This is a genomic window from Maritimibacter sp. DP1N21-5 (assembly GCF_019218295.1).
GTDB lineage: Bacteria > Pseudomonadota > Alphaproteobacteria > Rhodobacterales > Rhodobacteraceae > Maritimibacter.
Genome location: NZ_JAHUZF010000006.1, coordinates 608,317 through 629,820, shown reverse-complemented (window position 1 = coordinate 629,820; position 21,504 = coordinate 608,317). Strand labels below are relative to the sequence as shown.

The window sequence follows — 21,504 nt, the reverse complement described above, 5'->3', positions numbered from 1 at the left end:
ATCTTCTTCATTACCACATTGGTCGCACGTCAGTAGACGTCGCCCTTTTTCACTTTCTTCGAGAATTCGGTTTCCCCGCCAGAGGCGAGCGTTTTGGCTTGTTCGGTCCAGTTGTCTCGCGAAGCCCGGCCTTTGAACCCTTCGAGGTTCTGGTCGACCCAGGCGAGTTCGTCGGCGCTCCAGGCAGCTATCTGGTCGAAGTGATAGAACCCCATGCCATGCAGCATGGTTTCGAGCTTCGGGCCGACACCTTTGATGGCCTTGAGATCGTCGGCCTTGCCCTCACGCGGGGCGTCGAGGGCTGCGGGTTTCGTTCCCACTTCGGCTGCGGGGGTGCCCGAGGCCTGCGGCGCGTCGCCCCCCGCAATGTTCACGGGCGCATCGGTCATCGCGGGAGCATCGCCGCCGGACTTGGCTTTTGCGGCTTCGGCGGCGCCGGTCGTCGTCTTGGCAGCGCCGGCAGAGGTCGTCGCCGCGGGTTTCGCGTTCGCCTTCGGCTCGGGATGGCCCGGTTCGTTCGCATCGCTCATCGCGGCTTCGGCGTCGCCGGGCTTGGTCACGGCCTTGCGCGGCTTCACGGCCACTTTCTTGCCCGTCTGGGACCCCTGCCAGGGTGCACGCAGCGGCACTTCGGTGCCGTCGATGCGCTTGAGCGTATCGCCGATGTCGGTCGCGAGTTCGACCGAAGCGTTATACTTGGGCTTGCCTGCCTCGTGGTCCTTGAGGCTCGTCAGCCCATGCGCGGGCTCCGAGGTGTAACGGCCGTTTTGCGGACCGGGGACCGGCACCTCGCCCGCCGCCATCTTGTCGATGAGCGCGCCGAAGCTCTCGGTCGTGAGGTCCTCATAGTAATCCTTGCCGATCTGGGCCATGGGCGCGTTGGCGCAGGACCCGAGGCATTCGACCTCTTCCCAAGAAAACTTGCCGTCCGCCGAAAGCTGATGCGCCTTGGGCGCGATGCGCTCCTTGCAGACCGCGATGAGGTCCTCGGACCCCATGATCATGCAGGATGTCGTGCCGCATATCTGGAAATGCGCAACAGAGCCAACGGGTTGCAGTTGAAACATGAAGTAGAATGTCGCCACTTCCAGCGCCCGGATATACTGCATCCCAAGCATGTCCGCGATGCTCTCGATCGCGGGTCGCGTCAGCCAGCCTTCTTGTTCCTGCGCCCGCCACAGGAGCGGGATGATTGCGGAGGCCTGTCGCCCCTCGGGATACTTGGTGATCTGCGCTTCGGCCCAGGCGAGGTTGTCCGGGGTGAAGGCGAAAGAAGCCGGTTGTTCGTGGTGCAGACGGCGCAGCATTAGCGGTCAACCTCTCCGAAAACGATGTCCATGGTGCCGATGATCGCGGCGACGTCGGCCAGCTGGTGGCCGGACGCGACATGGTCCATCGACTGAAGGTGAAGGTAGCCCGGCGCGCGCAGCTTGGCGCGGTAGGGTTTATTGGTGCCGTCCGACACGAGATAGACGCCGAACTCGCCTTTTGGCGCTTCGACCGAGCAGTAAACCTCGCCCGCCGGAACGTGGAAGCCCTCGGTATAGAGCTTGAAGTGGTGGATGAGCGCTTCCATCGAGGTCTTCATGTCGGCGCGTTTCGGCGGCGACAGCTTGCCCCTGGCGAGCACGTCACCCTGCCCCTCGGGCGCGCGGAGTTTCTCGATCGCCTGAAGCATGATCTTCACGCTCTCGCGCATCTCGGCCATGCGGACGAGGTAGCGGTCGTAGCAGTCGCCATTCTTGCCGACGGCCACTTTGAAATCGAACTCGTCGTAGCATTCATAGGGCTGCGAGCGGCGCAGGTCCCAGGCAAAGCCCGACCCGCGCACCATGACCCCGGAATAGCCCCAATTGAGGATGTCCTCTTCGGTGACGATGCCGATGTCCACGTTGCGCTGCTTGAACACACGGTTTTCCGTCAGAAGGTCGTCGATGTCCTGAAGCTTCGCGGGGAACTCATGGCACCATTCCTCGATATCGTCGAGAAGCGCGGGCGGCAGGTCCTGATGGACGCCCCCGGGACGGAAATAGGCGGCATGGAGCCGCGCACCCGAAGCCCGCTCATAGAAGACCATGAGCTTTTCACGCTCTTCGAAACCCCAGAGAGGCGGCGTCAGCGCGCCCACGTCCATCGCCTGTGTCGTGACATTGAGAAGGTGGTTCAGGATGCGGCCGATCTCGGAATAGAGCACGCGGATGAGCGAGCCACGGCGCGGCACTTCCACACCGCAGAGCTTTTCGATCACAAGGCACCAGGCGTGTTCCTGGTTCATCGTGCCGACATAGTCGAGCCGGTCGAAATAGGGCAGGTTCTGGAGATAGGTGCGGCTCTCCATCAGCTTCTCGGTGCCCCGATGCAAGAGCCCGATGTGCGGGTCGCAGCGCTCCACGATCTCGCCGTCCAGCTCCAGCACGAGACGCAGCACGCCGTGCGCCGCCGGGTGCTGGGGACCGAAGTTGATGTTGAAGTTGCGGATCTGCTGTTCGCCCGTCAGAGCGTCCTCGAAACCCTTGCTGCCATCCATCATGCCGTCACCATCTTGCTGGTCCACTCCGCGGGCAGGCCGCCCATGAAGCGTTCGATGAAGTTGTATTGCTGCTTGAGCGCCACCTGCGCCCGCGCCCTGCGCTCCGCGTCGAGCGACGCCGGCGCCGAGCCATGCACCTGTTTGTCAACGGCGCCCTCGCGCCGCGCGATCCCGATGAAATCGCAGATCCGGTCGAGCGTCGCCTGCGAGAAGAGCCGCTCGTAGAATTCCACCAGCACCCGCTCGCGGGGCAGGACCTCGGTCAGCCGGTTGATCGCCTGACGATAGTTCGACCGTTGCGCGACGATCTCTTCGCCGCCCGAGAGGAAATCGTCCATCTTCGCGCGCGCCGCGACCTCGCCGCCCGCGCCCGCGTCCATGCGGAAATGCGACCACAGCCGGTCCACGGGTTCGCGCAGAAGGTAGATCGCCTTCACGTCGTCATGGACCGCGACCATCTCGGCCATCCAGGGTTTGGGCATGGTCGCATAGGCCGGAGTGAAATCGCCCACCACGCGGGCGTCCCGGCTGCCGATCCCGATGAAATCGCGATACATCGCGTCGTCACGGGTCACCCCGTCGAACCGGTCGTGCCAGGCCGTCAGATCGGCCATGTTTCTTTCCTGGTAGGCGCGCTGACGCTCGTCCTGCGTGACCTCATGGCGCGCGCGAATGTCCGCGATCCGGCCCGGAAGCTGGTCGCGGAACATACCGCCATGCCCGGCGCGGATACCGTCCCAGTAGTGAAGCTCCTTCACCGTGGGAAAGTAACACTCCGGATGGCCGAACAGATAGTCGAAGAGCCAGCTCGTACCGGCCTTCGCTGCTCCCACGCAGTATATGAGCGTCTGGGGGATCATGGATCAGCCCTTGGCCTCTCCACTCTTCTCGTCGCCCGGAAGGATGTAGTTGGCACCCTCCCACGGGCTCATGAAATCGAACTGACGATAATCCTGCACGAGCTTCACCGGCTCATAGACCACCCGCTTCTCGACCTCGTCATAGCGGACTTCGGTGTAGCCCGTGGTCGGGAAGTCCTTGCGCAGCGGATAGCCCCGGAAGCCGTAGTCGGTGAGGATGCGCCGCAGGTCCGGGTGACCCTTGAAGATGATCCCGAACATGTCGAAGATCTCGCGCTCGAACCAGTTGGCAGATGGATGGACCTCGACGATCGAGGGCACCATGTCGCCTTCTGCGACGGCGGCCTTCACGCGGATGCGGTGGTTCCGATACATCGACAGGAAATGGTAGACGACGTCGAAACGCGCCTCACGCTCGGGATAATCCACGGCGGTGATGTCCACTAGCGACGAGAACTTGCAATTCCCATCCCCTTTCAGGAACTCGATGAAGCCGGGCAGCGCCTCAGGCTGCACGGTCATGGTCAACTCGTCGAAGGCCACGTCCCAGGACACGACCTGATCAGGACGTTTCGCCTCGATGAGAGCGCCGAGTTCGTTCAGAGCTTCGGTCATGCGCCTTACCTCACAATGGTGCCGGTGCGGCGGATTTTGCGTTGCAGCTGAAGGATACCGTAGACCAGCGCCTCAGCCGAAGGCGGGCAGCCCGGCACATAGACATCCACGGGCACCACACGGTCACAGCCCCGCACCACCGAATAGGAATAATGGTAATAACCGCCGCCATTCGCGCAGGAGCCCATCGAGATCACGTAGCGCGGCTCGGGCATCTGGTCATAGACCTTGCGCAGCGCAGGGGCCATCTTGTTCGTGAGCGTGCCCGCCACGATCATCAGGTCCGACTGACGCGGCGAGGCGCGCGGCGCGGTGCCGTAGCGTTCGAGGTCGTAGCGTGGCATCGACGATTGCATCATCTCGACCGCGCAGCAGGCCAGACCGAATGTCATCCAGTGCAGCGACCCGGTGCGCGCCCAGTTGATGATGTCGTCCGTCGTGGTCAGCAGAAAGCCCTTGTCGGCCAGCTGGTCGTTCAGATGCCGCGTCGCGACTTCGCGATCACCGCCGGCGGTATTGGCTCCGGTAATCACTCCCATTCGAGCGCCCCCTTCTTCCATTCGTAAGCGAAGCCGATGGTCAGCACCGCAAGGAACACCATCATCGACCAGAACCCGACAAGCCCGATGTCCTTGAACGCCACGGCCCACGGGAAGAGGAACGCGATTTCGAGGTCGAAGATGATGAAGAGGATCGAGACGAGATAGAACCTCACATCGAACTTCATCCGCGCGTCGTCGAAAGCGTTGAACCCGCACTCATAGGCCGACACCTTTTCCGGGTCCGGGTGGCGGACGGCAAGGACGGCGGCGGCGATGATCAGGACGAGGCCAAGCCCGATGGCAACGGCGAGGAATATGACGATGGGGAGGTATTCACGGAGGATGTCTTCCACGGTGGCTCCTTTGTGGGGCTTGCGCCCGCGACAGTTTGGCTCAATCGGGGGTCTACTCCCGTCTCGTGGCATGGTCAACCAAACCGCCCCTTTTTTCGGGCGGTTTCAGGCAGGCTTTGCAAGCGATTGAAACGGGTTGTTTCATTCAATGTAGACTACGGCATTCCGGGTTCCAACCCGATCCAGACGCGCATTCCTCGGCTCCCGCGCTGACCGATGAGTGCCGTTGTCTTGGGCAATTGTTCAGACGCTTGGCGACTCACTCATCGTGTTCAGGCTACTGCGACGTAAATCGCGGAAAGAAACATGATCGTGGTCACGGGGCCCCAGAGCCTGCGCTCAGGCCGCGAAGGAGTCGCGCCATTTGCCAAGGTGGAGAGCCCCGTGAAGGCCACAGCGATCCAAATGAGCCAGGATGGCCCCAGCGGCACAAAGAGCCCCGAAGCCCCCGCCACGATCCGCGCCAGAAGGACAAGCAGTCCGGCCTGCACCACGGCGAGCGCGCGCATCACCCCCGGCAATCGCCCCGGCCAGCGCCCGCCCATGGTCAGTTGTCCCCAAGGCATACCCAGCGCCACGGCGAGCTGGAACGCAGCCGCAATCAGCGCGAGAACCCCGTAGAGGATGCCCGCCCAGTAGATCATTGCACCCAGTCCGGACGCCGCCGGTCGAAGAAGGCCGCGATGCCGTCCCGCGCCTCCTGCCCTTCCCAGCAGGCGACCAATTCGCCGATGGTCTCGTCGATGACCTCCTCGGTGATCGGCGGACCCAGCCGCCGGGCAAGCCGCTTGGCCCGTGCCACCGCTTCGGGCGCGCAGGCGAGATAGGGCACGACCTGTGCCTCGACAATCTCATCGAGCGTGCCCTCAGCCGCGACCTCGGCCACGATGCCCAGCCTCTGCGCCTCGAACGCTCCGAACCGGCGTCCATTCATGAACACCCGCCGTGTCATCGCCTCGCCCATGCGCGCGAGCACATAAGGCCCGATGGTCGCCGGGATCAGCCCCAGCCGCGTCTCGGTCAGGCCGAACATCGCGTGGTCCGCCGCGATGGCGATATCGCAAACCGCGCACATGCCGATCCCGCCGCCGAAGGCCTGCCCCTGAACGCGTCCGACCAGCGGCTTCGGCATCTCGTTCAGCGCCTTCAGCATCATCGCAAGCTTGCGCGCTTCGCGAAACCGGGTCTCGGCATCGGCCTGCATCTGGTCGCGCATCCAGCCCAGGTCGCCCCCCGCGCAGAAACTTTCGCCCGCACCGGTCAGCACCACGACCCGCACTGCCGGGTCATCGCCCAGCGCCTGCGCCGCCTGCGTGAGGTCCTCGATCATCCGCGCCGAGAGGCTGTTGTGTTTCTCCGGTCGATTGAGGCTCAGCGTCGCAACACCGCGCCGGTCGGTCTGGACCGAAAGCGTCTCGTAGCTCATGTTCGCATGTTCCTTGCCATCTCCGCCGCCGCGACCAGCCTGTCACGATCGAGCCCGGTCTGAAACCCAAGCGCGGAAAGCCGGTCGTGCATCCGCTCGGTCGCGACATTGCCTTTGGCGCCGGGCGCGTAAGGGCAGCCGCCGAGCCCGCCGACCGCGCCGTCGAAGACCCTGAGCCCCAGCTCCACCGACATCTCTATATTGTCGAGCGCCCGGCCGCCCGTGTCATGGTAATGACCGGCAAGCTGATCCGCGGGCACATGTTCCGTCACCGCGATCAGCATGTCGCGGATCGTCTCGGGCGTGCCTTTCCCAATGGTGTCGCCCAAAGACACCTCGTAGCAGCCCATGGCCACAAGCTCGGCCGCGACCCGCGCCACGGCTTCGGGGGCGACGCGTCCGTCATAGGGACAGTCGATCACGCAGGAGATATAGCCCCGCACCCGCACCCCCCGGTCGCGCGCCGCCGCGGCCACCGGCAGGAACCGCTCGAGGCTTTCGGCGATGGTGCAGTTGATATTGGCGCGGCTGAACCCTTCGCTCGCGCTCGCGAAGATCGCGACCTCGTCGGCCTTCGCCGCCATCGCCCGCTCGAAGCCCTTCATGTTCGGGGCCAGCGCCATGTAGGTCACGCCCGCGCGCCGGCTGATCCCGGCCAGCACCTCGGCCCCGTCGGCCATCTGGGGCACCCATTTCGGGCTCACGAAGCTCGCCACCTCGATCCGGCGGAACCCGGTCTCGGACAGCGCATCGACAAGGGCGATCTTCTCGGCCGCCGGGATGAGCCGCGCCTCGTTCTGAAGCCCGTCGCGTGGACCGACTTCGACAAGCTCGACCGTATCAGCCACGTGGCACCTCGTAGAAGTCCTGCGTGTAGATCGAGTCCGGCCCCTGTTCCGCCATGGCCGCCTGATAGGCCGGCCGCGCCGCGAGCCGCGCGTGATAGGCAACGAGCGCCGGGAACTTCTCCTTGTAGACATAATGAAACGCCGCCTCGACGCCAAAGCCGAACATCACGTCCGCTGCCGAAAATCCGGAGGCCAGCAGGTAGTCCTGACCGCTCAACCGCTTCTCGAGCGGCTTCAGTGCCGTCGCCAGACGCCGCACTTCGAGCGCAATGACCGTGGGCGAGCGCATGGCCGGATCTGGCAGGAAGACCTGTTGCAGGTTGAGGTTCTGGATCGCCGTCGCCACCGTCTCGGCATAATGGAGCCAGACGAGAAACTCGGCCCGCTCGGGATCGCCCGGCAGGCGGCCCAGCCCATGCTCGGGCCGGGTTTCGCAAAGGTATTCCACGATGGCACCGCTTTCGATCATCGTGATCCCGTCGATTTCGAGTGCGGGAACCCGCCCCGCCGGGTTCAGGGCGCGGTAACCTTCCGTATCGAGGCTCCCGTCGGCGATGCGGTAGTTTTCCACCTCGGGCTCGATCCCCATCTCGGCCAGAAGCCAATGCACCCGGAAGGATCGCGAACCTGGAACAGCGTGAAGTCGGATCATGTGTTTGCGTCCTCTTCGGGTTCGAGCGCGATCAGCGCGGCATGGGCTTCGACCTGCGCGCCCTCGGATACAAGCACTTCGGCCACGGTCCCGTCGCGCGGGGCGGTCAGGGTATGTTCCATTTTCATTGCCTCCATGATGGCCATTTTCGCGCCGGCTTCCACCCGGTCGCCGGGCGCGACGAAGAGCGCCTTCACCAGTCCCGGCATCGGGGCTTCGACCACGTCGCCAGCGGGACCGCCTGCCGCCGCAACGGACAGGGGATCCACGACCCGGAACCCGTGGCCTGCGCCCTCGAACACCGTCACCAGTTCGCCCGAAACGACGACCGCAGGCGCCGCCCGACCCGCGATTCGCCAGCCGGACGACGTCCGTTCAGCGGTCACGGAGTCTTCGTCCACATGGATCACGATCCGCTCGCCCGCCACCTCCAGCACTGGCGTCACGGGGGCGCCGTCATGCTCCAGCGGCACGCTGCGGCGCAACGGCTCCCAGAGCGTGAAGCCCGCTGCCGGCCCCGGTGACAGCAGTCCCGCGGCCGCGATGGCCGCCATGGCGACCGCGCCGGCGCTCGGCGGGGGCGCGGCGACCAGCGCCTCGAGATCCCGCGCGATGAGACCGGTATCAACCTCTCCCACGACGAAGCCATCGTGGGCACAAAGCGCGGCGAGGAAGCCAAGGTTCGTGACCGTTCCTGCCACCCGGGTGTCCCGCAGCGCGGCGCGCATGGACGACAATGCGATGGCCCGGGTCGCGCCGCGGGTTACGATCTTGGCGATCATCGGGTCGTAGAACGGGCTGATCACATCGCCCGTGCGCACCCCGGTTTCCGCCCGGCAGCCCGGCGCGAATTCGAGATGGGCAAGCCGGCCCGTGGCGGGAAGGAACCCAGCCGGGACATCCTCGGCGTAAAGCCGCGCCTCGAAGGCATGACCGCGCAGGGGAATATCCGCCTGCGCCATGGGCAGGCCTTCGCCCGCGGCGACGCGCAGCTGCCATTCGACAAGGTCGATGCCGGTGATTTCCTCGGTCACGGGATGCTCGACCTGAAGCCTGGTGTTCATCTCCATGAACCAGAACCCGTCCGGACGCAGGCCGTCCGAACCGTCGACGATGAACTCGACCGTGCCCGCACCGGCATATCCGATGGCCTCGGCAGCGCGCACGGCGGCGTTGCCCATGGCCGCGCGCACCTCGGGCGTCATGCCGGGCGCGGGGGCCTCCTCGATGACCTTCTGGTGGCGGCGTTGCAGCGAACAGTCCCGTTCGTTGAGATGAACTGCGGAATTGCCGTCACCGAAGACCTGCACCTCGATATGGCGGGGCGCCGTCACGTATTTCTCGATCAGTACATCGGGATTGCCGAAGGCGGTGTGCGCCTCGGAACGGGCCGAGGCCAGCGCATCGGCGAAGTCGCCGGACCGTTCCACCAGCCGCATCCCCTTCCCGCCGCCCCCGGCGACCGCCTTGATCAGGACCGGGTAGCCGACTTCCCCGGCTGCCTGCGCCAGAACGTCGTCGGACTGGTCGGCACCGTGATAGCCGGGCACCACGGGCACCCCGGCCTCTTCCATCAGCGCCTTCGCCGCATCCTTGAGCCCCATGGCCCGGATCGCCGTGGCCGAGGGTCCGATGAAGACGAGCCCGGCGGCGTCCACCGCCTCCACGAAATCCGGATTCTCGGACAGGAAGCCGTAGCCCGGATGGATTGCCTGCGCGCCGGTTTCCTGCGCGGCCGCGATGATCCGGTCGCCCTTCAGGTAGCTCTCCGCCGGGGCCGAACCGCCGATATGCACGGCCTCGTCCGCCATCGCCACATGGCGCGCGTCCCGGTCCGCATCCGAATAGACCGCCACGGTCGCCACGCCCAGCCGGCGGCAGGTGTCGATCACCCGGCAGGCGATCTCGCCCCGGTTCGCGATCAGAATCTTGTCGAACATGTCCGTCCTCCTAACTGCACCACCCGGCCCGCGCGCCTCCGTCGTAAGGTCGGCCAAGCCCTTCGTCCACGAGCCAGCGGGACAGGCTCTCGCCGTCCACAAAGACCGTGGTGAGCACCCGGTCGTAACGATCCCTGCCTTGTCGGACGATGGCCAGGTCCCGCGCCGTCCAGAGCCGCGCTTGCACCCGTAGCTTCGCGGTCAGACCCAATCGCAATTCCCGGGCGCAGCGCGGCGAAAAGATCTCCGGCGCGTCCACTCCAACCAACCGCGACCGCGCGATGCCGATTCCCGGACAGGCCAGCGTCAGCGTATCGCCGTCGACGACCCGGAGCACACGGCACCCGCTTTCCGCTGCGCGCGGCAAGAACACCCGGTTCATGACCGGCAAGCCCGCCCGATCCAATGCCGCAATCACGGCAATCCCGGCAACCAGCCCAAACAACAGACCCTTGCCGATCCGGGGCCACGTATCGCCACGCGGATGTCGGGCACGCCGCCGAGAGCCCGCCTTGAGGCGCCGCCTCTGTCCCCGGGCCCAGCGCCGGCCGCGTCTTCGGTCGCGCCATGACACCTGCCCTCTTCACATGCGGAACACGCCGAAGCGTGTGTTTTCGATCGGTGCGTTGAGCGCCGCCACGAGCGACAGGAAGAGAACGTCGCGCGTCTTGCGCGGGTCGATCACGCCGTCGTCCCAGAGCCGCGCCGAGGCATAAAGCGGGTGCGACTGACGCTCGAACATGTCGATGGTGGGCTGCTTGAAGGCGGCTTCCTCGTCCGCCGACCAGGACCCGCCGCCCCGTTCGATGGCCTCGCGTTTGACGGTGGCCAGAACCCCCGCCGCCTGCGCGCCGCCCATGACCGAGATCCGCGAATTGGGCCAGGTCCACAGGAACCGGGGCTGATAGGCCCGCCCCGCCATTCCGTAGTTGCCGGCCCCGAAGGAGCCCCCGACCAGGACCGTGACCTTGGGCACATTGGTCGTCGCGACCGCCGTCACCATCTTGGCCCCGTGTCGCGCGATGCCCTCGTTTTCGTACTTCCGGCCCACCATGAAGCCGGTGATATTCTGCAGGAAGATCAGGGGGATTCGCCGCTGCGAGCAAAGCTCGACGAAATGCGCGCCCTTCTGGGCGGCTTCGGAAAAGAGCACGCCGTTGTTCGCGATGATGCCCACCGGGCAGCCTTTCAGATGGGCAAAGCCCGTCACCAACGTCTCGCCGAAGCGCGGCTTGAACTCGTCGAAACGCGAGCCGTCCACCACGCGTGCGATCACCTCGCGAATGTCATAGGGCGTGTTGAGCGAGGCGGGCACGATACCGAGCAGTTCTTCGGGGTCATGGGCAGGGGCTTCCTCAGCCTCCCACCGCACCGTCTCGGGCTTGCGCCGGTTGAAGCTTTCGACCGCCCGCCGGGCGAGCGCGAGCGCATGGGCGTCATCCTCGGCCAGATAGTCGGCCACGCCGGACAGCCGCGTGTGCACGTCGCCACCGCCAAGGTCCTCGGCCGTCACCACCTCGCCGGTCGCGGCCTTCACGAGGGGCGGGCCGGCCAAAAAGATAGTGCCCTGCTCGCGCACGATGATCGTTACGTCCGACATCGCGGGAACATAGGCGCCGCCCGCCGTACAGGAGCCCATGACAACGGCGACCTGCGGTATGCCCTTCGCGCTCATCCGGGCCTGATTGTAGAAAATCCGCCCGAAGTGGTCGCGGTCAGGAAAGACCTCATCCTGGTTAGGCAGGTTCGCACCGCCCGAGTCTACGAGGTAAATGCAGGGCAGATTGCATTCCTCGGCGATCTCCTGTGCGCGCAGGTGCTTCTTGACCGTCATCGGGTAGTAAGTGCCGCCCTTCACGGTGGCGTCATTGGCGATGACCATGACTTCCTGCCCGTGGACCTGTCCGATCCCCGCAATCACCCCCGCCGCCGGGGCCGCGCCGTCATACATGCCGTGCGCCGCCGTCGCGCCGACCTCGAGAAAGGGCGCGCCGGGGTCGAGGAGGTTCGCGACGCGGTCGCGGGGCAGCATCTTGCCGCGCGAAAGATGCCGCTCGCGCGCCTTGTCGCCGCCTCCCGCCTGAGCGACGGTTGCCGCCTCGGCAATGACACCCAGCATTTCCAGATGCGCGGCCCGGTTCGCCGCGAAGTCCTCGGACCCCGTCAGCACCTTGGTTTCCAGTTTCATTGGCTCAGGTCCTCCTCCCCGGTCTGGTCCAGCATCCAGTTCACGGTTTCCATGCTCGCCTCGATGAGGCAGCGGTAGCTTGCTTCGGCCCCTTCGAATGGGTTCCTGCGCATCACCTGCCCTCCGGTCTGGGCAGCGGGCGAAGGGGTGGCGGCGGGCCGGCCCATCCGGCCTCGGTGGCCGGGGGCACGAGGTCGAGGTATCGCGCCACCTGCCAGGCCGACACCGCGTCGCGCAGGCGGTTGCCCTCTTCGCGAGCCAGGCACCACGATGTCATGGGATCCTCGGTCCCCGCGCAATCGTCGCCGGCGGAAATGCCATGGGCGAGATCGTAGGTCGCCGCATAGAGGCGCTTGGCCCAGCCGTCGCCGCCCCGGTCGGGGTCCGGCAGTCCGGCGCGGATCGCCTCGGCCAGCGCACGTTCTTCGTCCGCGAGGTCGCGTTGGCAGGCATAGGAGGCTTCCGCTGCATCGCAGATCATGATCGCCATGGTGACGCAGTTGGGCACCTCTTCCACATGCCAGATGCCGCCCTCGATATCCTCGAGCACGTCGTCCGCATGCACCTCGAGCAACCATTCGTAGTCATCGACATAGCTGTTCAGGCAAGTCTGAAGGTCCGGCAGGTCCTGTCCCGTCGCGGGGGTCGCGAGCCAGCCTAGAAGCAACAGGCCCCTCATCCGTCCAAGGCCCCGGCATGCCGTGCGACCAGCCGCCCCCAGCCATCCGTCCGGTAGTCCACCCGGTTCGCCTCCCCGCCACAGCTTATCACGAAGCCCGTGCCTTCCGGCCGCCCTTCGCAAGGCCCGGAACGCCCGGTCTCTTCGCGATAGGTCTCGGCCCATTGCGCGACGATCCCCGAGGGGTCCGGTCGTTCCGACCGCCCGAGCCGCCAGCCCAGCATGGCCGACAACCCGCAGAGCGCGACGATCATGACAAGAACCCCTGCCCGCATCCCTCAACGCCCCGCGGACTCGAGCTGAAGCGTGATCGCCCGTTCGGCGGTCATGCGCATCAGGCAATTCGCCTGCGCTGGCCCGCCGCCCGTGCCGGCCCCCCATTTCGAGCGCTCGAAATGGCAGGCCGCGTCTCGGTAGGCGATCCAGCTTCGCTGCGCGTCGCGCAGCGCCTCCGCCATGCTCACCGGTTCGCCATAGGTTTCGTCGTCGCGGGCCAGGGCTTCGATCAGCGGGCCATAGACGGCGTTGAGTTCCCGGTCCCAGTCCTCGTGTTCGGCCCAGAGGCAAGCGCCGGTGCCGATAGTCGTATGGCCTTGCGGCGAGTTGTCCATGCAGTTGGCCGCCGCCACACCAATGCACTGGAGCATGTCGTACCAATCACCGCCGTTGGCCACGCAACCCTTGCTGTCGGTGAAGTCATAGACGAGGTCCTGCGCAGCAAGGGGCGTTGCGGCGACGGTTAGGACAAGGGAAAGGCTCTTGAGCATGAATGTCTCCTGCGCTGAATGACCCCAGAGCACCACGCCCGGGGCCATCCGACAAGTCCGCTGTCAGCGCATCGAGGCCATAAGCTCGCGCCCGACGAGCATGCGCCGGACTTCCGACGTGCCGGCTCCGATCTCCATGAGTTTTGCGTCGCGGAAGATACGGCTCACCGGGGTTTCGTTCATGAACCCCATGCCGCCCATCGCCTGCACTGCCTGATGCGCGACCTTCATTGCCTCTTCCGAGGCATAGAGCACGCAGGCCGCCGCATCCTGCCGCGTTACCCTGCCCCGGTCGCAGGCGCGCGCCACCTCGTAGACATAGGCGCGGGCCGAGTTCATCGCGGTATACATGTCGGCGATCTTGCCCTGCATAAGCTGGAAATCCCCGATCGACTGCCCGAACTGCTTGCGCTCGACCATATAGGGCATGACCTCGTCCAGACAGGCCGCCATGATGCCCGTTCCAATGCCCGAAAGAACGACCCGTTCGTAGTCGAGGCCGGACATGAGGACGCGCGCGCCCTTGCCCTCCTCGCCCAACACGTTCTCGAAGGGCACCTCGACGTCCTCGAAGAAGAGCTGTGCCGTGTTCGACCCGCGCATGCCCAGTTTGTCGAAATGCGGCGAGGTGGTGAAACCCTTCATCGACTTCTCGACGATGAAGGCCGTGATCCCCTTGGAGCCTGCCGCCATGTCGGTCTTGGCATAGACCACGAGCGTGTCGGCATCCGGCCCGTTGGTAATCCAGAACTTCGAGCCATTCAGCGTATAGTAGCCGTTTTTCTTCTCGGCCCGAAGCTGCATCGAGACCACGTCGGACCCCGCCCCCGGTTCGCTCATGGCGAGCGCGCCGACAAGTTCGCCCGAGGTCAGCCCCGGCAGATATTTCGCCTTCTGGGCCTCGGTCCCATTGAGCCGGATCTGGTTCACACAGAGGTTCGAATGTGCGCCATATGACAGTGAGACGGAGGCGGAGGCCCGTGCGATTTCCTCGACGGCCACGGTATGCGCAAGATAGGACATGCCGGTGCCGCCGTAGTCCTCCTCGACCGTCATCCCGAGCAAACCCAGATCGCCCATTTCGCGCCACAGATGGGCAGGGAAATCATTGGTCCTGTCGATCTCGGCCGCGAGCGGCTTGATCCGTTCCTGTGCGAAGCGGTGCACGGTGTCGCGCAACGCGTTGACCTCGTCGCCCAGGTCGAACGTCATGGATGCGGTGAACATGCTTCCTCCTCCTGAAGACACGTTATTGAACGCTTGTTCATTTCTGGCAGGCGGGGTGAGTCGGGTCAAGTGTTCCGCTGGGTTACGACGGGGTTCGGAGATACGGATCGCCGCGCGGCTGCGCCGCCCGTCAACCCGTGCGAGAGGCCAGCCTCTCGCGCTCTCCGGGATATTTATGGACCAGAGACGTAACGAGTCGTTAAGATTAACGCGTTATCAGAGGGTTGCGGCACAGGCTGGGAAGCCAATGACCGTGACCGGAGAAGCCCCCAGGGGAAGCCTCGGGGGTGGACCCTCCCCTACTCTGGTTCATAAATATCCCGGGAGGCCGTCTTTGCTGCGCCATTGGTGCAAGCGACAATGGCGGCCGAGGGCTGGCCCTCCAGAGCCGGCGTCAGCCGGCTTCCTGATAGACCGCCGACACCTCGGCCCGGATGATCCGGGCGATGAGGGCGCAGTCCTCCAGCGAAAAGGTCAGTGGCAGCCGCAGGTCGAGGATGCCCTTGAGCACCCGGTCGGTGGCGGGCATCGGCGCGCTCTCGACGTAACGCCAGCTGTCATAGCGCGAGGTGAAGCCCACGGGCTCTGCCGCGCCGAACCATTTCAGCTCCACCCCCCGGGCCGCGCAACGACGGACCACCTCGCGGATCGCCTCGTCCGACCAGTCCAGAAGCAGGAACTGGAAGGAGGACATGACATAGTCCTCCTTCTCGGGCCGGGCGATGACCGTGAGCCCGGGCGTGTCGTGCAGGCCGACCTCGACCTCGCGGTATCGTTCGTTCCAGCGCTCGCACTGGCGCGCGAGATCGCGAAGCTGTGGGCGCAGGATCGCCGCCCTGAGATTGTCCATCCGGCCCGAGATATTGGGCGTCACGTATTTCACGCGTTCGAAGACTTCGGGCGCCGGCGCGGCCCGGTGTTTGTCGAAAAGCATGTAGCTCCCCGACAACATCACCGACCGTGCCGCGATGTCTTCATCGTCGGTGACGATCAGCCCCCCCTCACCCGAGTTCATGTGTTTGTAGGTCTGGGTCGAGTAACAGCCAATCGCGCCATGACGACCCGACAGAACGCCGTTCCAGCGCGCGCCCATCGTATGGGCGCAGTCCTCGATCACCGTGATGCCGCGGGCGTCGCAAAGCGCCATCAGCGCGTCCATGTCGGCAATATGACCACGCATATGCGACAACATCAGGACGTCGGACTGATCCGCCTTGGTGGCCAGATCCTCGAGGTCGATGACAAGCGCTTCGGTCACGCCGACGAAGACCGGCACAGCGCCCACGCTGGCGATGGCACCCGGCACCGGGGCGAGCGTGAATGCGTTGGTCAGCACCCGGTCGCCGGGCTCCACGCCCACTGCGCGAAGCGCCGTCGCGAGCGCATAGCCGCCCGAGGCAACGGCCAGACAGAACCGGGCGCCGGTGAACGCGGCGAACTCCTCTTCCAGAAGTGCGACCTCGCCCGCCTCGTCGCCCACGAGGTTGTAGCGGTGCAGCCGCCCGGTTCGCATCTGCGCCACGGCGGCCTCGATCGCCTCCTCCGGGATCGGCTCCTGCTGGGTGAAAGTGCCCGTAAATCGCTCGCTCATGGGCGCGACACTGGAACTGGCCGCAGGGCGCGTCAAGTCAGGAGGCCTTCGACCACTTTGGCGAGTTCGTCGAAGTGCCCGATATGGGCCTCCGGACCGAGTGTCAGGACCCGGTCACCGGACGGACCGAAGGTGACAAGCACGCAAGGCACGCCCGCGGCGCGGGCGGTGTCCCGGTCGGTCGAGGTATCTCCGACCAGCACCGAACGCTCGACCGTGCCGCCGGAGCGTTCGACCGCCGCGACATAGGGCGCGGGATCGGGCTTGCGCACCGTCAAGGTATCCGCACCGACAAGAGAGGCGAAAAGATCGCGCACTCCGAGCCGAGATAGAAGCACCTCCGCCAGCCCCTCGGGCTTGTTCGTGCAGACGCCCACCGCGTAGCCTTGCGCCCGGAGCCCCTCGACCGCTGCGACGGCCCCCGGATACATCCGCGTGTGCGTGTCGATGTTGGCACCGTACCAGTTGAGCAGAAAAGGATAGTCCTCCTCCATCCAGCCGCCGTCATGGGCGAGCCGCTCATAGCCGAGCCGGAGCATCGCGCGTCCGCCGTGGAAAGCGACTCCGGCATCCGCATCTGGGTCCAGCACCGCGTCCAGACCGCGCCGCGCGAAGCAGGCGTTGGCCGAAGCGATCAGGTCGCGCGAGGTATCGGCCAGCGTGCCGTCGAGATCGAAGATCACCGTGCCCCGCGCAGGGGTCGCCGCGCGGACATCGTTCGTTCCGTTCACCATGTCCCGCCCCCTCTTCCACGCTCTTTCGCGCTGACCATCTCCGTGCTACCTGACGAGGTAAATCGGGACGGGACAGAAGAAAAGAGCAGCCATGACACATGCGGGCGACGCCAGCCTCATCATCCTTGCCGCGGGTCAGGGCAGCCGGATGAATTCGGACCTGCCCAAGGTACTTCATGAACTCGGCGGCCAGCCGCTCTTTGCCCATGCACTCGCCACCGGCAATGCGCTGGGTCCGTCGCGGGTCGTTCTGGTCGCGGGCCATGGGGCAGAGGCCGTGACCAAGGCCGCGAAATCGCTCGACGAGGAGATCGAGGTCGTCCTTCAGAGTGAGCAACTCGGCACCGCCCACGCCGTCGAACAGGCGCGCGAGGCCCTCGCCGGCGTCGCGGGAGATGTGATCGTGCTTTACGGAGATACCCCCTTCATCCGCCCCGAAACGCTCGAAGCGATGCGCGAGGCGCGGTCCGGGGGCGCCGATGTCGTGATCCTTGGCTTCGAGGCCGCCGACCCGAAACGCTACGGGCGTCTGGTGATGGAGGGCTCCGACCTCCTCCGGATCGTCGAATACAAGGACGCGACCGAGGACGAGCGCGCGATCACCCTGTGCAATTCGGGCGTTCTGGCCGCCGATGCGGCGACGCTCTTCGACCTCATCTCCGCCGTGGGCAACGAAAATGCCTCGGGCGAATACTACCTCACCGACGTGGTAGCAGTGGCCCGGTCGCGCGGGCTGCGCGCCGCCGCCGTCACCTGCGACGAGGGCGAAACGCTGGGCATCAACACCCGCGCCGAACTCGCCGCCGCCGAGGCGCAGCTTCAGGCGATGAAACGGGCCGAGGCGCTCGAGAACGGCGTGACGCTGACCGCGCCCGAGACCGTGTTCTTTGCCGCAGATACCTTTGTCGGGCGCGACAGCGTGATCGAACCGCATGTGGTCTTCGGCCCCGGCGTAACCGTCGAAAGCGGGGCACGGATCCGGGCCTTTTCGCACCTCGAAGGCTGTCATGTAAGCCAGGGCGCCGTCATCGGCCCCTATGCCCGGCTGCGTCCCGGCGCGGAACTGGCCGAGAACGTCAAGGTCGGCAACTTCGTCGAAATCAAGAACGCCGAGATCGCCGCCGGGGCCAAGGTGAACCACCTGAGCTACATCGGCGATGCCACCATCGGCGAAGCATCGAACATCGGCGCGGGCACGATCACCTGCAATTACGACGGCGTCTTCAAGCATCGCACCACCATCGGATCGCATGTCTTCGTTGGTTCCAACACCATGCTGGTCGCCCCCGTCGCCATCGGCGACGGCGCCATGACCGCGACCGGCACAGTCGTCACCAGCGATGTCGAGGCAGGCGCCATGGTCATCGGGCGCAGCCCGCAACTGGTCAAGCCCGGGTTCGCGACCCGGTTCTTCGAGAAACTCCGTGCCTTGAAGGCCGAGCAGAAAGGCAAATAACCATGTGCGGCATCGTCGGTATCCTTGGCAAACACGAAGTCTCCCCGATCATCCTCGAAGCGCTGCGTCGACTCGAGTATCGCGGCTACGACTCGGCAGGCATCGCGACCGTGAATGAAGCCGGCGCGCTTGACCGGCGTCGCGCAGTGGGCAAGCTCGTGAACCTGTCGGACGTACTGGTCCACGATCCGCTGCCCGGTCGCGCCGGTATCGGACACACCCGCTGGGCCACCCATGGCGGCGTGACCACCGAGAACGCGCACCCCCATCGCGCGGGCCAGGTTTCGGTCGTGCACAACGGGATCATCGAGAACTTCGCGCGCCTGCGCGACGAACTCGCGGCCGCCGGCAAGGTGATGGAAAGCCAGACCGACACCGAGACCGTCGCGGCCTATGTCGCGCTTGCCATGGAGAACGGGGCCGAACCCGCCGACGCCGTGCGCGAGGTCTTGGGCAAGCTCGAGGGCGCCTATTCGCTTCTCTTCCTTTTCGACGGCGAGAAGGACCTCATGATCGCCGCGCGCAAGAACAGCCCGCTCGCCATCGGGCATGGCGACGGCGAGATGTATGTCGGCTCCGACGCCATCGCGCTGGCCAATCTGACGAACCGGATCACCTATCTGGAAGAAGGCGACTGGGCCGTGATCACCCGCGCGGGGGCGACGATCTATGACGCCTCGGGCAAACGGGCCAACCGCGAGATGCGCGAAGTCCGCCTCGATGCCACCCGGATCGAAAAGGCGGGCTACAAGCATTTCATGATGAAGGAAATCGCCGAACAGCCCACCGTCGTGGGCGGCGTTCTTTCAGCCTATCTCTCGGGCGACGGCACGGGGATCACGATGGAGCTGCCCGGCGTCGACTTCACCAAGGTCAGCCGCGTTTCCATCGTGGCCTGCGGCACCGCTTACTACGCCGGTCTGGTCGCCAAATACTGGTTCGAGCACTACGCCCGCCTGCCCGTCGATATCGATGTGGCGAGCGAGTTTCGCTACCGTGAGCCGCCCTTCGCCGAGGGCACGCTCTCGGTCTTCGTGAGCCAGTCGGGCGAGACCGCCGACACGCTGGCCGCGCTGCGCTATTCCAGGGACCGGGCCGCGCATATCGTGTCGCTGGTCAATTCGCCGGAAAGCTCCATCGCCCGCGAAAGCGACGTGGCGCTGCCGATCCACGCGGGCGTCGAGGTATCGGTCGCCTCGACCAAGGCCTTCACCTGCATGCTCGCCACCTTCGCGGTCATGGTCCTCAAGGCCGCCGCGGACCGGGGCCAGATCGCGCCTGCGGAGCTGACAGAACGGCTTGCCGACCTGCGCAAGCTGCCTGGCCTCATGTCCCACGCGATCTCCATCGAAGGCGAATTGGACCGCGCCGCCCGCAAGGTGGCCGAAGCGCATGACGTGCTGTTCCTCGGGCGCGGCCAGATGTTTCCGCTCGCATTGGAAGGCGCACTGAAACTGAAGGAAATCAGCTACCTGCATGCCGAAGGTTATGCATCGGGTGAACTCAAGCATGGCCCCATTGCGCTTGTCGACAAGGAAACCCCCACGGTCGTGCTCGCCCCCCATGACGGTCTGTTCGAGAAGACGGTTTCGAACATGCAGGAGGTCATGGCACGGGGTGGCCGGGTGCTGCTCATTGCCGACGCGCGCGGGATTGCGCAGGCCGGATCGAATGTCTGGCGCACGATCACCATGCCCGACGCGCCCGAGCTGATCCAGCCGATCCTTTATGCGATCCCGGCGCAGCTCCTCGCCTATCACGCGGCCATTGCCAAGGGCACGGACGTGGACCAGCCGCGCAACCTCGCGAAGTCCGTGACGGTGGAGTAATGGCCAAACAGTTCGACACCATCGAAGATGCGCACCGCCGCTTCATCGAAGACCAGCACATCTACTTCGTCGGAACCGCCGCCGAAAGCGGACGCGTCAACGTCTCGCCCAAGGGCATGGACTCGCTTCGCATCCTGGGGCCGAACCGCGTCCTCTGGCTCAACCTCACCGGGTCGGGCAATGAAACCGCCGCGCATCTGGCACGGGTGGACCGGATGACGCTCATGTGGTGCAGCTTTACCACCCGACCGCTCATCCTGCGGATCTACGGCACCGCCCGCACGGTGCATCCCCGGGACCCGGCGTGGGACGAGCTTTACGCGTCGTTCCCGCCCGACATTGGCGCGCGGCAGATTTATGACGTGTCGGTGGAGATGGTGCAGACCTCCTGCGGCTATGCCGTTCCCTTCTTCGAAGCCCCGCGCCAACGCGAGACACTGACCAAGTGGGCCGAGGACAAGGGCGAGGACGGTATCCGCGCCTATTGGGCCGAGAAAAACCAGACCACCATCGACGGTTTCGACACGGGCATCTTCGATGACGCTTGACGAGGCCTTGGCCGAATTGCGCGCCGCCATCGAGCCGGGGCGTGCCGAGGGCATGTCCGCCTACCACAAGCAAAGCCGCGAGGTTCTGGGCATTCCGAATCCTGCGCTGAACGACATCACGACAGCTTGGCGACGGTCCCTGAGCGTCCTGGAGCGCGTGGCGCTGGCCGATGCGCTGTGGAAGACGGACATCTTCGAGGCGCGCATCGCCGCCGCCAAGCTCCTCACGCAAGCCCGCATCAAGGGCGACGGTCCCGTCTGGGACCTCATCGTGTCCTGGCTTTCGGATCTGGACAGCTGGGCCATCGCCGACCACGCCATGATGGCCGCCCAGAAGCGGTTGGTGGCCGAGCCGTCGCGCATCGACACGGTCGAGGGCTGGACTACTTCCGACAGCATGTGGACCCGGCGCGCCGCGCTCGTCGCCACGCTGCCATGGACCAAGCAGAACTTTCCCAAGCCCGAAGACCTGGCGATCCGCGACCGTGTGCTGGGCTGGGCCGAGGGCTATGTCGACGACCAGGAGTGGTTCATCCAGAAGGCCGTTGCCTGGTGGCTGCGCGATCTGTCCAGGCACGACATGAGCCGCGTTCATGATTTTCTTGAGAAAAATGGCAGTAAAATGAAGGGCTTCGCTCGCAAGGAAGCGGCGAAACACCTGACCTGATCCTTGCGGAGGACGGGGCGTAGGGCTAGGGTCCGCGACACGCCACTCCGGA

The 21,504-nt window shown here is 65.5% G+C and carries 23 protein-coding genes; 4 read left to right on the top strand and 19 right to left on the bottom strand.

Translation table 11 applies throughout. The features are described 5' to 3' along the window. Positions 1-29: 29 nt before the first annotated feature. From KJP29_RS10685 to KJP29_RS10595, 19 genes are all read right to left on the bottom strand, one after another. Positions 30-1,307 (bottom strand): NADH-quinone oxidoreductase subunit E, encoded by a 1,278-nt coding sequence (locus KJP29_RS10685; RefSeq protein ID WP_218463545.1) that lies wholly within the window; start codon positions 1,305-1,307, stop codon positions 30-32. Then, a complete protein-coding gene (locus KJP29_RS10680) occupies positions 1,307-2,530 on the bottom strand; it encodes an NADH-quinone oxidoreductase subunit D (protein WP_218463544.1) in 1,224 nt (407 codons plus the stop codon). Before KJP29_RS10680 ends, KJP29_RS10685 begins: the two co-directional genes overlap by 1 nt. Then, positions 2,527-3,390, bottom strand: coding sequence for a sulfotransferase domain-containing protein (locus KJP29_RS10675; RefSeq protein ID WP_218463543.1), 864 nt, complete (start codon positions 3,388-3,390; stop codon positions 2,527-2,529). The genes KJP29_RS10680 and KJP29_RS10675 overlap by 4 nt, the downstream gene beginning before the upstream one ends. Positions 3,391-3,393: 3 nt before the next feature. Further along, positions 3,394-4,005 (bottom strand): NADH-quinone oxidoreductase subunit C, encoded by a 612-nt coding sequence (locus KJP29_RS10670; RefSeq protein ID WP_218463542.1) that lies wholly within the window; start codon positions 4,003-4,005, stop codon positions 3,394-3,396. A gap of 5 nt (positions 4,006-4,010) precedes the next feature. Next, entirely contained in the window at positions 4,011-4,544 is a 534-nt protein-coding gene (locus KJP29_RS10665; protein ID WP_218463541.1) for an NADH-quinone oxidoreductase subunit B family protein, read from the bottom strand. Beyond that, positions 4,535-4,900 (bottom strand): NADH-quinone oxidoreductase subunit A, encoded by a 366-nt coding sequence (locus KJP29_RS10660; RefSeq protein ID WP_218463540.1) that lies wholly within the window; start codon positions 4,898-4,900, stop codon positions 4,535-4,537. Before KJP29_RS10660 ends, KJP29_RS10665 begins: the two co-directional genes overlap by 10 nt. 272 nt (positions 4,901-5,172) lie before the next feature. Next, a complete protein-coding gene (locus KJP29_RS10655) occupies positions 5,173-5,544 on the bottom strand; it encodes a hypothetical protein (RefSeq protein WP_218463539.1) in 372 nt (123 codons plus the stop codon). Beyond that, entirely contained in the window at positions 5,541-6,326 is a 786-nt protein-coding gene (locus KJP29_RS10650) for a crotonase/enoyl-CoA hydratase family protein (RefSeq protein ID WP_218463538.1), read from the bottom strand. Before KJP29_RS10650 ends, KJP29_RS10655 begins: the two co-directional genes overlap by 4 nt. Further along, entirely contained in the window at positions 6,323-7,174 is an 852-nt protein-coding gene (locus tag KJP29_RS10645; RefSeq protein ID WP_218463537.1) for a hydroxymethylglutaryl-CoA lyase, read from the bottom strand. Before KJP29_RS10645 ends, KJP29_RS10650 begins: the two co-directional genes overlap by 4 nt. Next, positions 7,167-7,826 carry a glutathione S-transferase family protein gene (locus KJP29_RS10640; RefSeq protein ID WP_218463536.1) on the bottom strand — a complete coding sequence of 220 codons (660 nt, stop codon included), beginning with the start codon at positions 7,824-7,826 and terminating at the stop codon, positions 7,167-7,169. The genes KJP29_RS10645 and KJP29_RS10640 overlap by 8 nt, the downstream gene beginning before the upstream one ends. Further along, positions 7,823-9,766, bottom strand: coding sequence for an acetyl/propionyl/methylcrotonyl-CoA carboxylase subunit alpha (locus KJP29_RS10635; RefSeq protein WP_218463535.1), 1,944 nt, complete (start codon positions 9,764-9,766; stop codon positions 7,823-7,825). The genes KJP29_RS10640 and KJP29_RS10635 overlap by 4 nt, the downstream gene beginning before the upstream one ends. A 10-nt stretch (positions 9,767-9,776) precedes the next feature. Next, positions 9,777-10,211, bottom strand: a complete 435-nt coding sequence (locus KJP29_RS10630; protein ID WP_218463534.1) for a thermonuclease family protein — start codon at positions 10,209-10,211, stop codon at positions 9,777-9,779. A 138-nt stretch (positions 10,212-10,349) separates the two neighbouring features. Then, on the bottom strand, positions 10,350-11,954 hold the full coding sequence (locus KJP29_RS10625) for a carboxyl transferase domain-containing protein (protein WP_218463533.1): 1,605 nt from the start codon (positions 11,952-11,954) through the stop codon (positions 10,350-10,352). A 112-nt stretch (positions 11,955-12,066) separates the two neighbouring features. Next, positions 12,067-12,621 (bottom strand): hypothetical protein, encoded by a 555-nt coding sequence (locus KJP29_RS10620; protein ID WP_218463532.1) that lies wholly within the window; start codon positions 12,619-12,621, stop codon positions 12,067-12,069. Between the two features lie 8 nt (positions 12,622-12,629). Further along, a complete protein-coding gene (locus tag KJP29_RS10615) occupies positions 12,630-12,887 on the bottom strand; it encodes a hypothetical protein (protein ID WP_218463531.1) in 258 nt (85 codons plus the stop codon). 24 nt (positions 12,888-12,911) lie between these two features. After that, the gene (locus KJP29_RS10610) at positions 12,912-13,400 is read right to left on the bottom strand and encodes a lysozyme inhibitor LprI family protein (protein WP_218463530.1); all 489 of its coding nucleotides are present in this window, start codon (positions 13,398-13,400) and stop codon (positions 12,912-12,914) included. Between the two features lie 63 nt (positions 13,401-13,463). Then, on the bottom strand, positions 13,464-14,627 hold the full coding sequence (locus KJP29_RS10605) for an isovaleryl-CoA dehydrogenase (RefSeq protein ID WP_218463529.1): 1,164 nt from the start codon (positions 14,625-14,627) through the stop codon (positions 13,464-13,466). A gap of 394 nt (positions 14,628-15,021) precedes the next feature. Further along, on the bottom strand, positions 15,022-16,218 hold the full coding sequence (locus KJP29_RS10600) for a DegT/DnrJ/EryC1/StrS aminotransferase family protein (protein WP_218463528.1): 1,197 nt from the start codon (positions 16,216-16,218) through the stop codon (positions 15,022-15,024). A 32-nt stretch (positions 16,219-16,250) separates the two neighbouring features. Further along, positions 16,251-16,952 (bottom strand): HAD-IA family hydrolase, encoded by a 702-nt coding sequence (locus KJP29_RS10595; protein ID WP_218463527.1) that lies wholly within the window; start codon positions 16,950-16,952, stop codon positions 16,251-16,253. A gap of 91 nt (positions 16,953-17,043) precedes the next feature. Between KJP29_RS10595 and glmU the strand changes: the two genes are divergently transcribed. The 4 genes from glmU to KJP29_RS10575 are packed head-to-tail and all read left to right on the top strand — an operon-like array spanning position 17,044 to position 21,452. Next, positions 17,044-18,408 (top strand): bifunctional UDP-N-acetylglucosamine diphosphorylase/glucosamine-1-phosphate N-acetyltransferase GlmU, encoded by a 1,365-nt coding sequence (gene glmU, locus KJP29_RS10590; RefSeq protein WP_218463526.1) that lies wholly within the window; start codon positions 17,044-17,046, stop codon positions 18,406-18,408. Between the two features lie 2 nt (positions 18,409-18,410). After that, a complete protein-coding gene (gene glmS / locus KJP29_RS10585; protein ID WP_218463525.1) occupies positions 18,411-20,237 on the top strand; it encodes a glutamine--fructose-6-phosphate transaminase (isomerizing) in 1,827 nt (608 codons plus the stop codon). Next, a complete protein-coding gene (locus KJP29_RS10580) occupies positions 20,237-20,785 on the top strand; it encodes a pyridoxamine 5'-phosphate oxidase family protein (protein WP_218463524.1) in 549 nt (182 codons plus the stop codon). The genes glmS and KJP29_RS10580 overlap by 1 nt, the downstream gene beginning before the upstream one ends. Next, the gene (locus KJP29_RS10575) at positions 20,775-21,452 is read left to right on the top strand and encodes a DNA alkylation repair protein (RefSeq protein WP_218463523.1); all 678 of its coding nucleotides are present in this window, start codon (positions 20,775-20,777) and stop codon (positions 21,450-21,452) included. The genes KJP29_RS10580 and KJP29_RS10575 overlap by 11 nt, the downstream gene beginning before the upstream one ends. Positions 21,453-21,504: the final 52 nt, after the last annotated feature.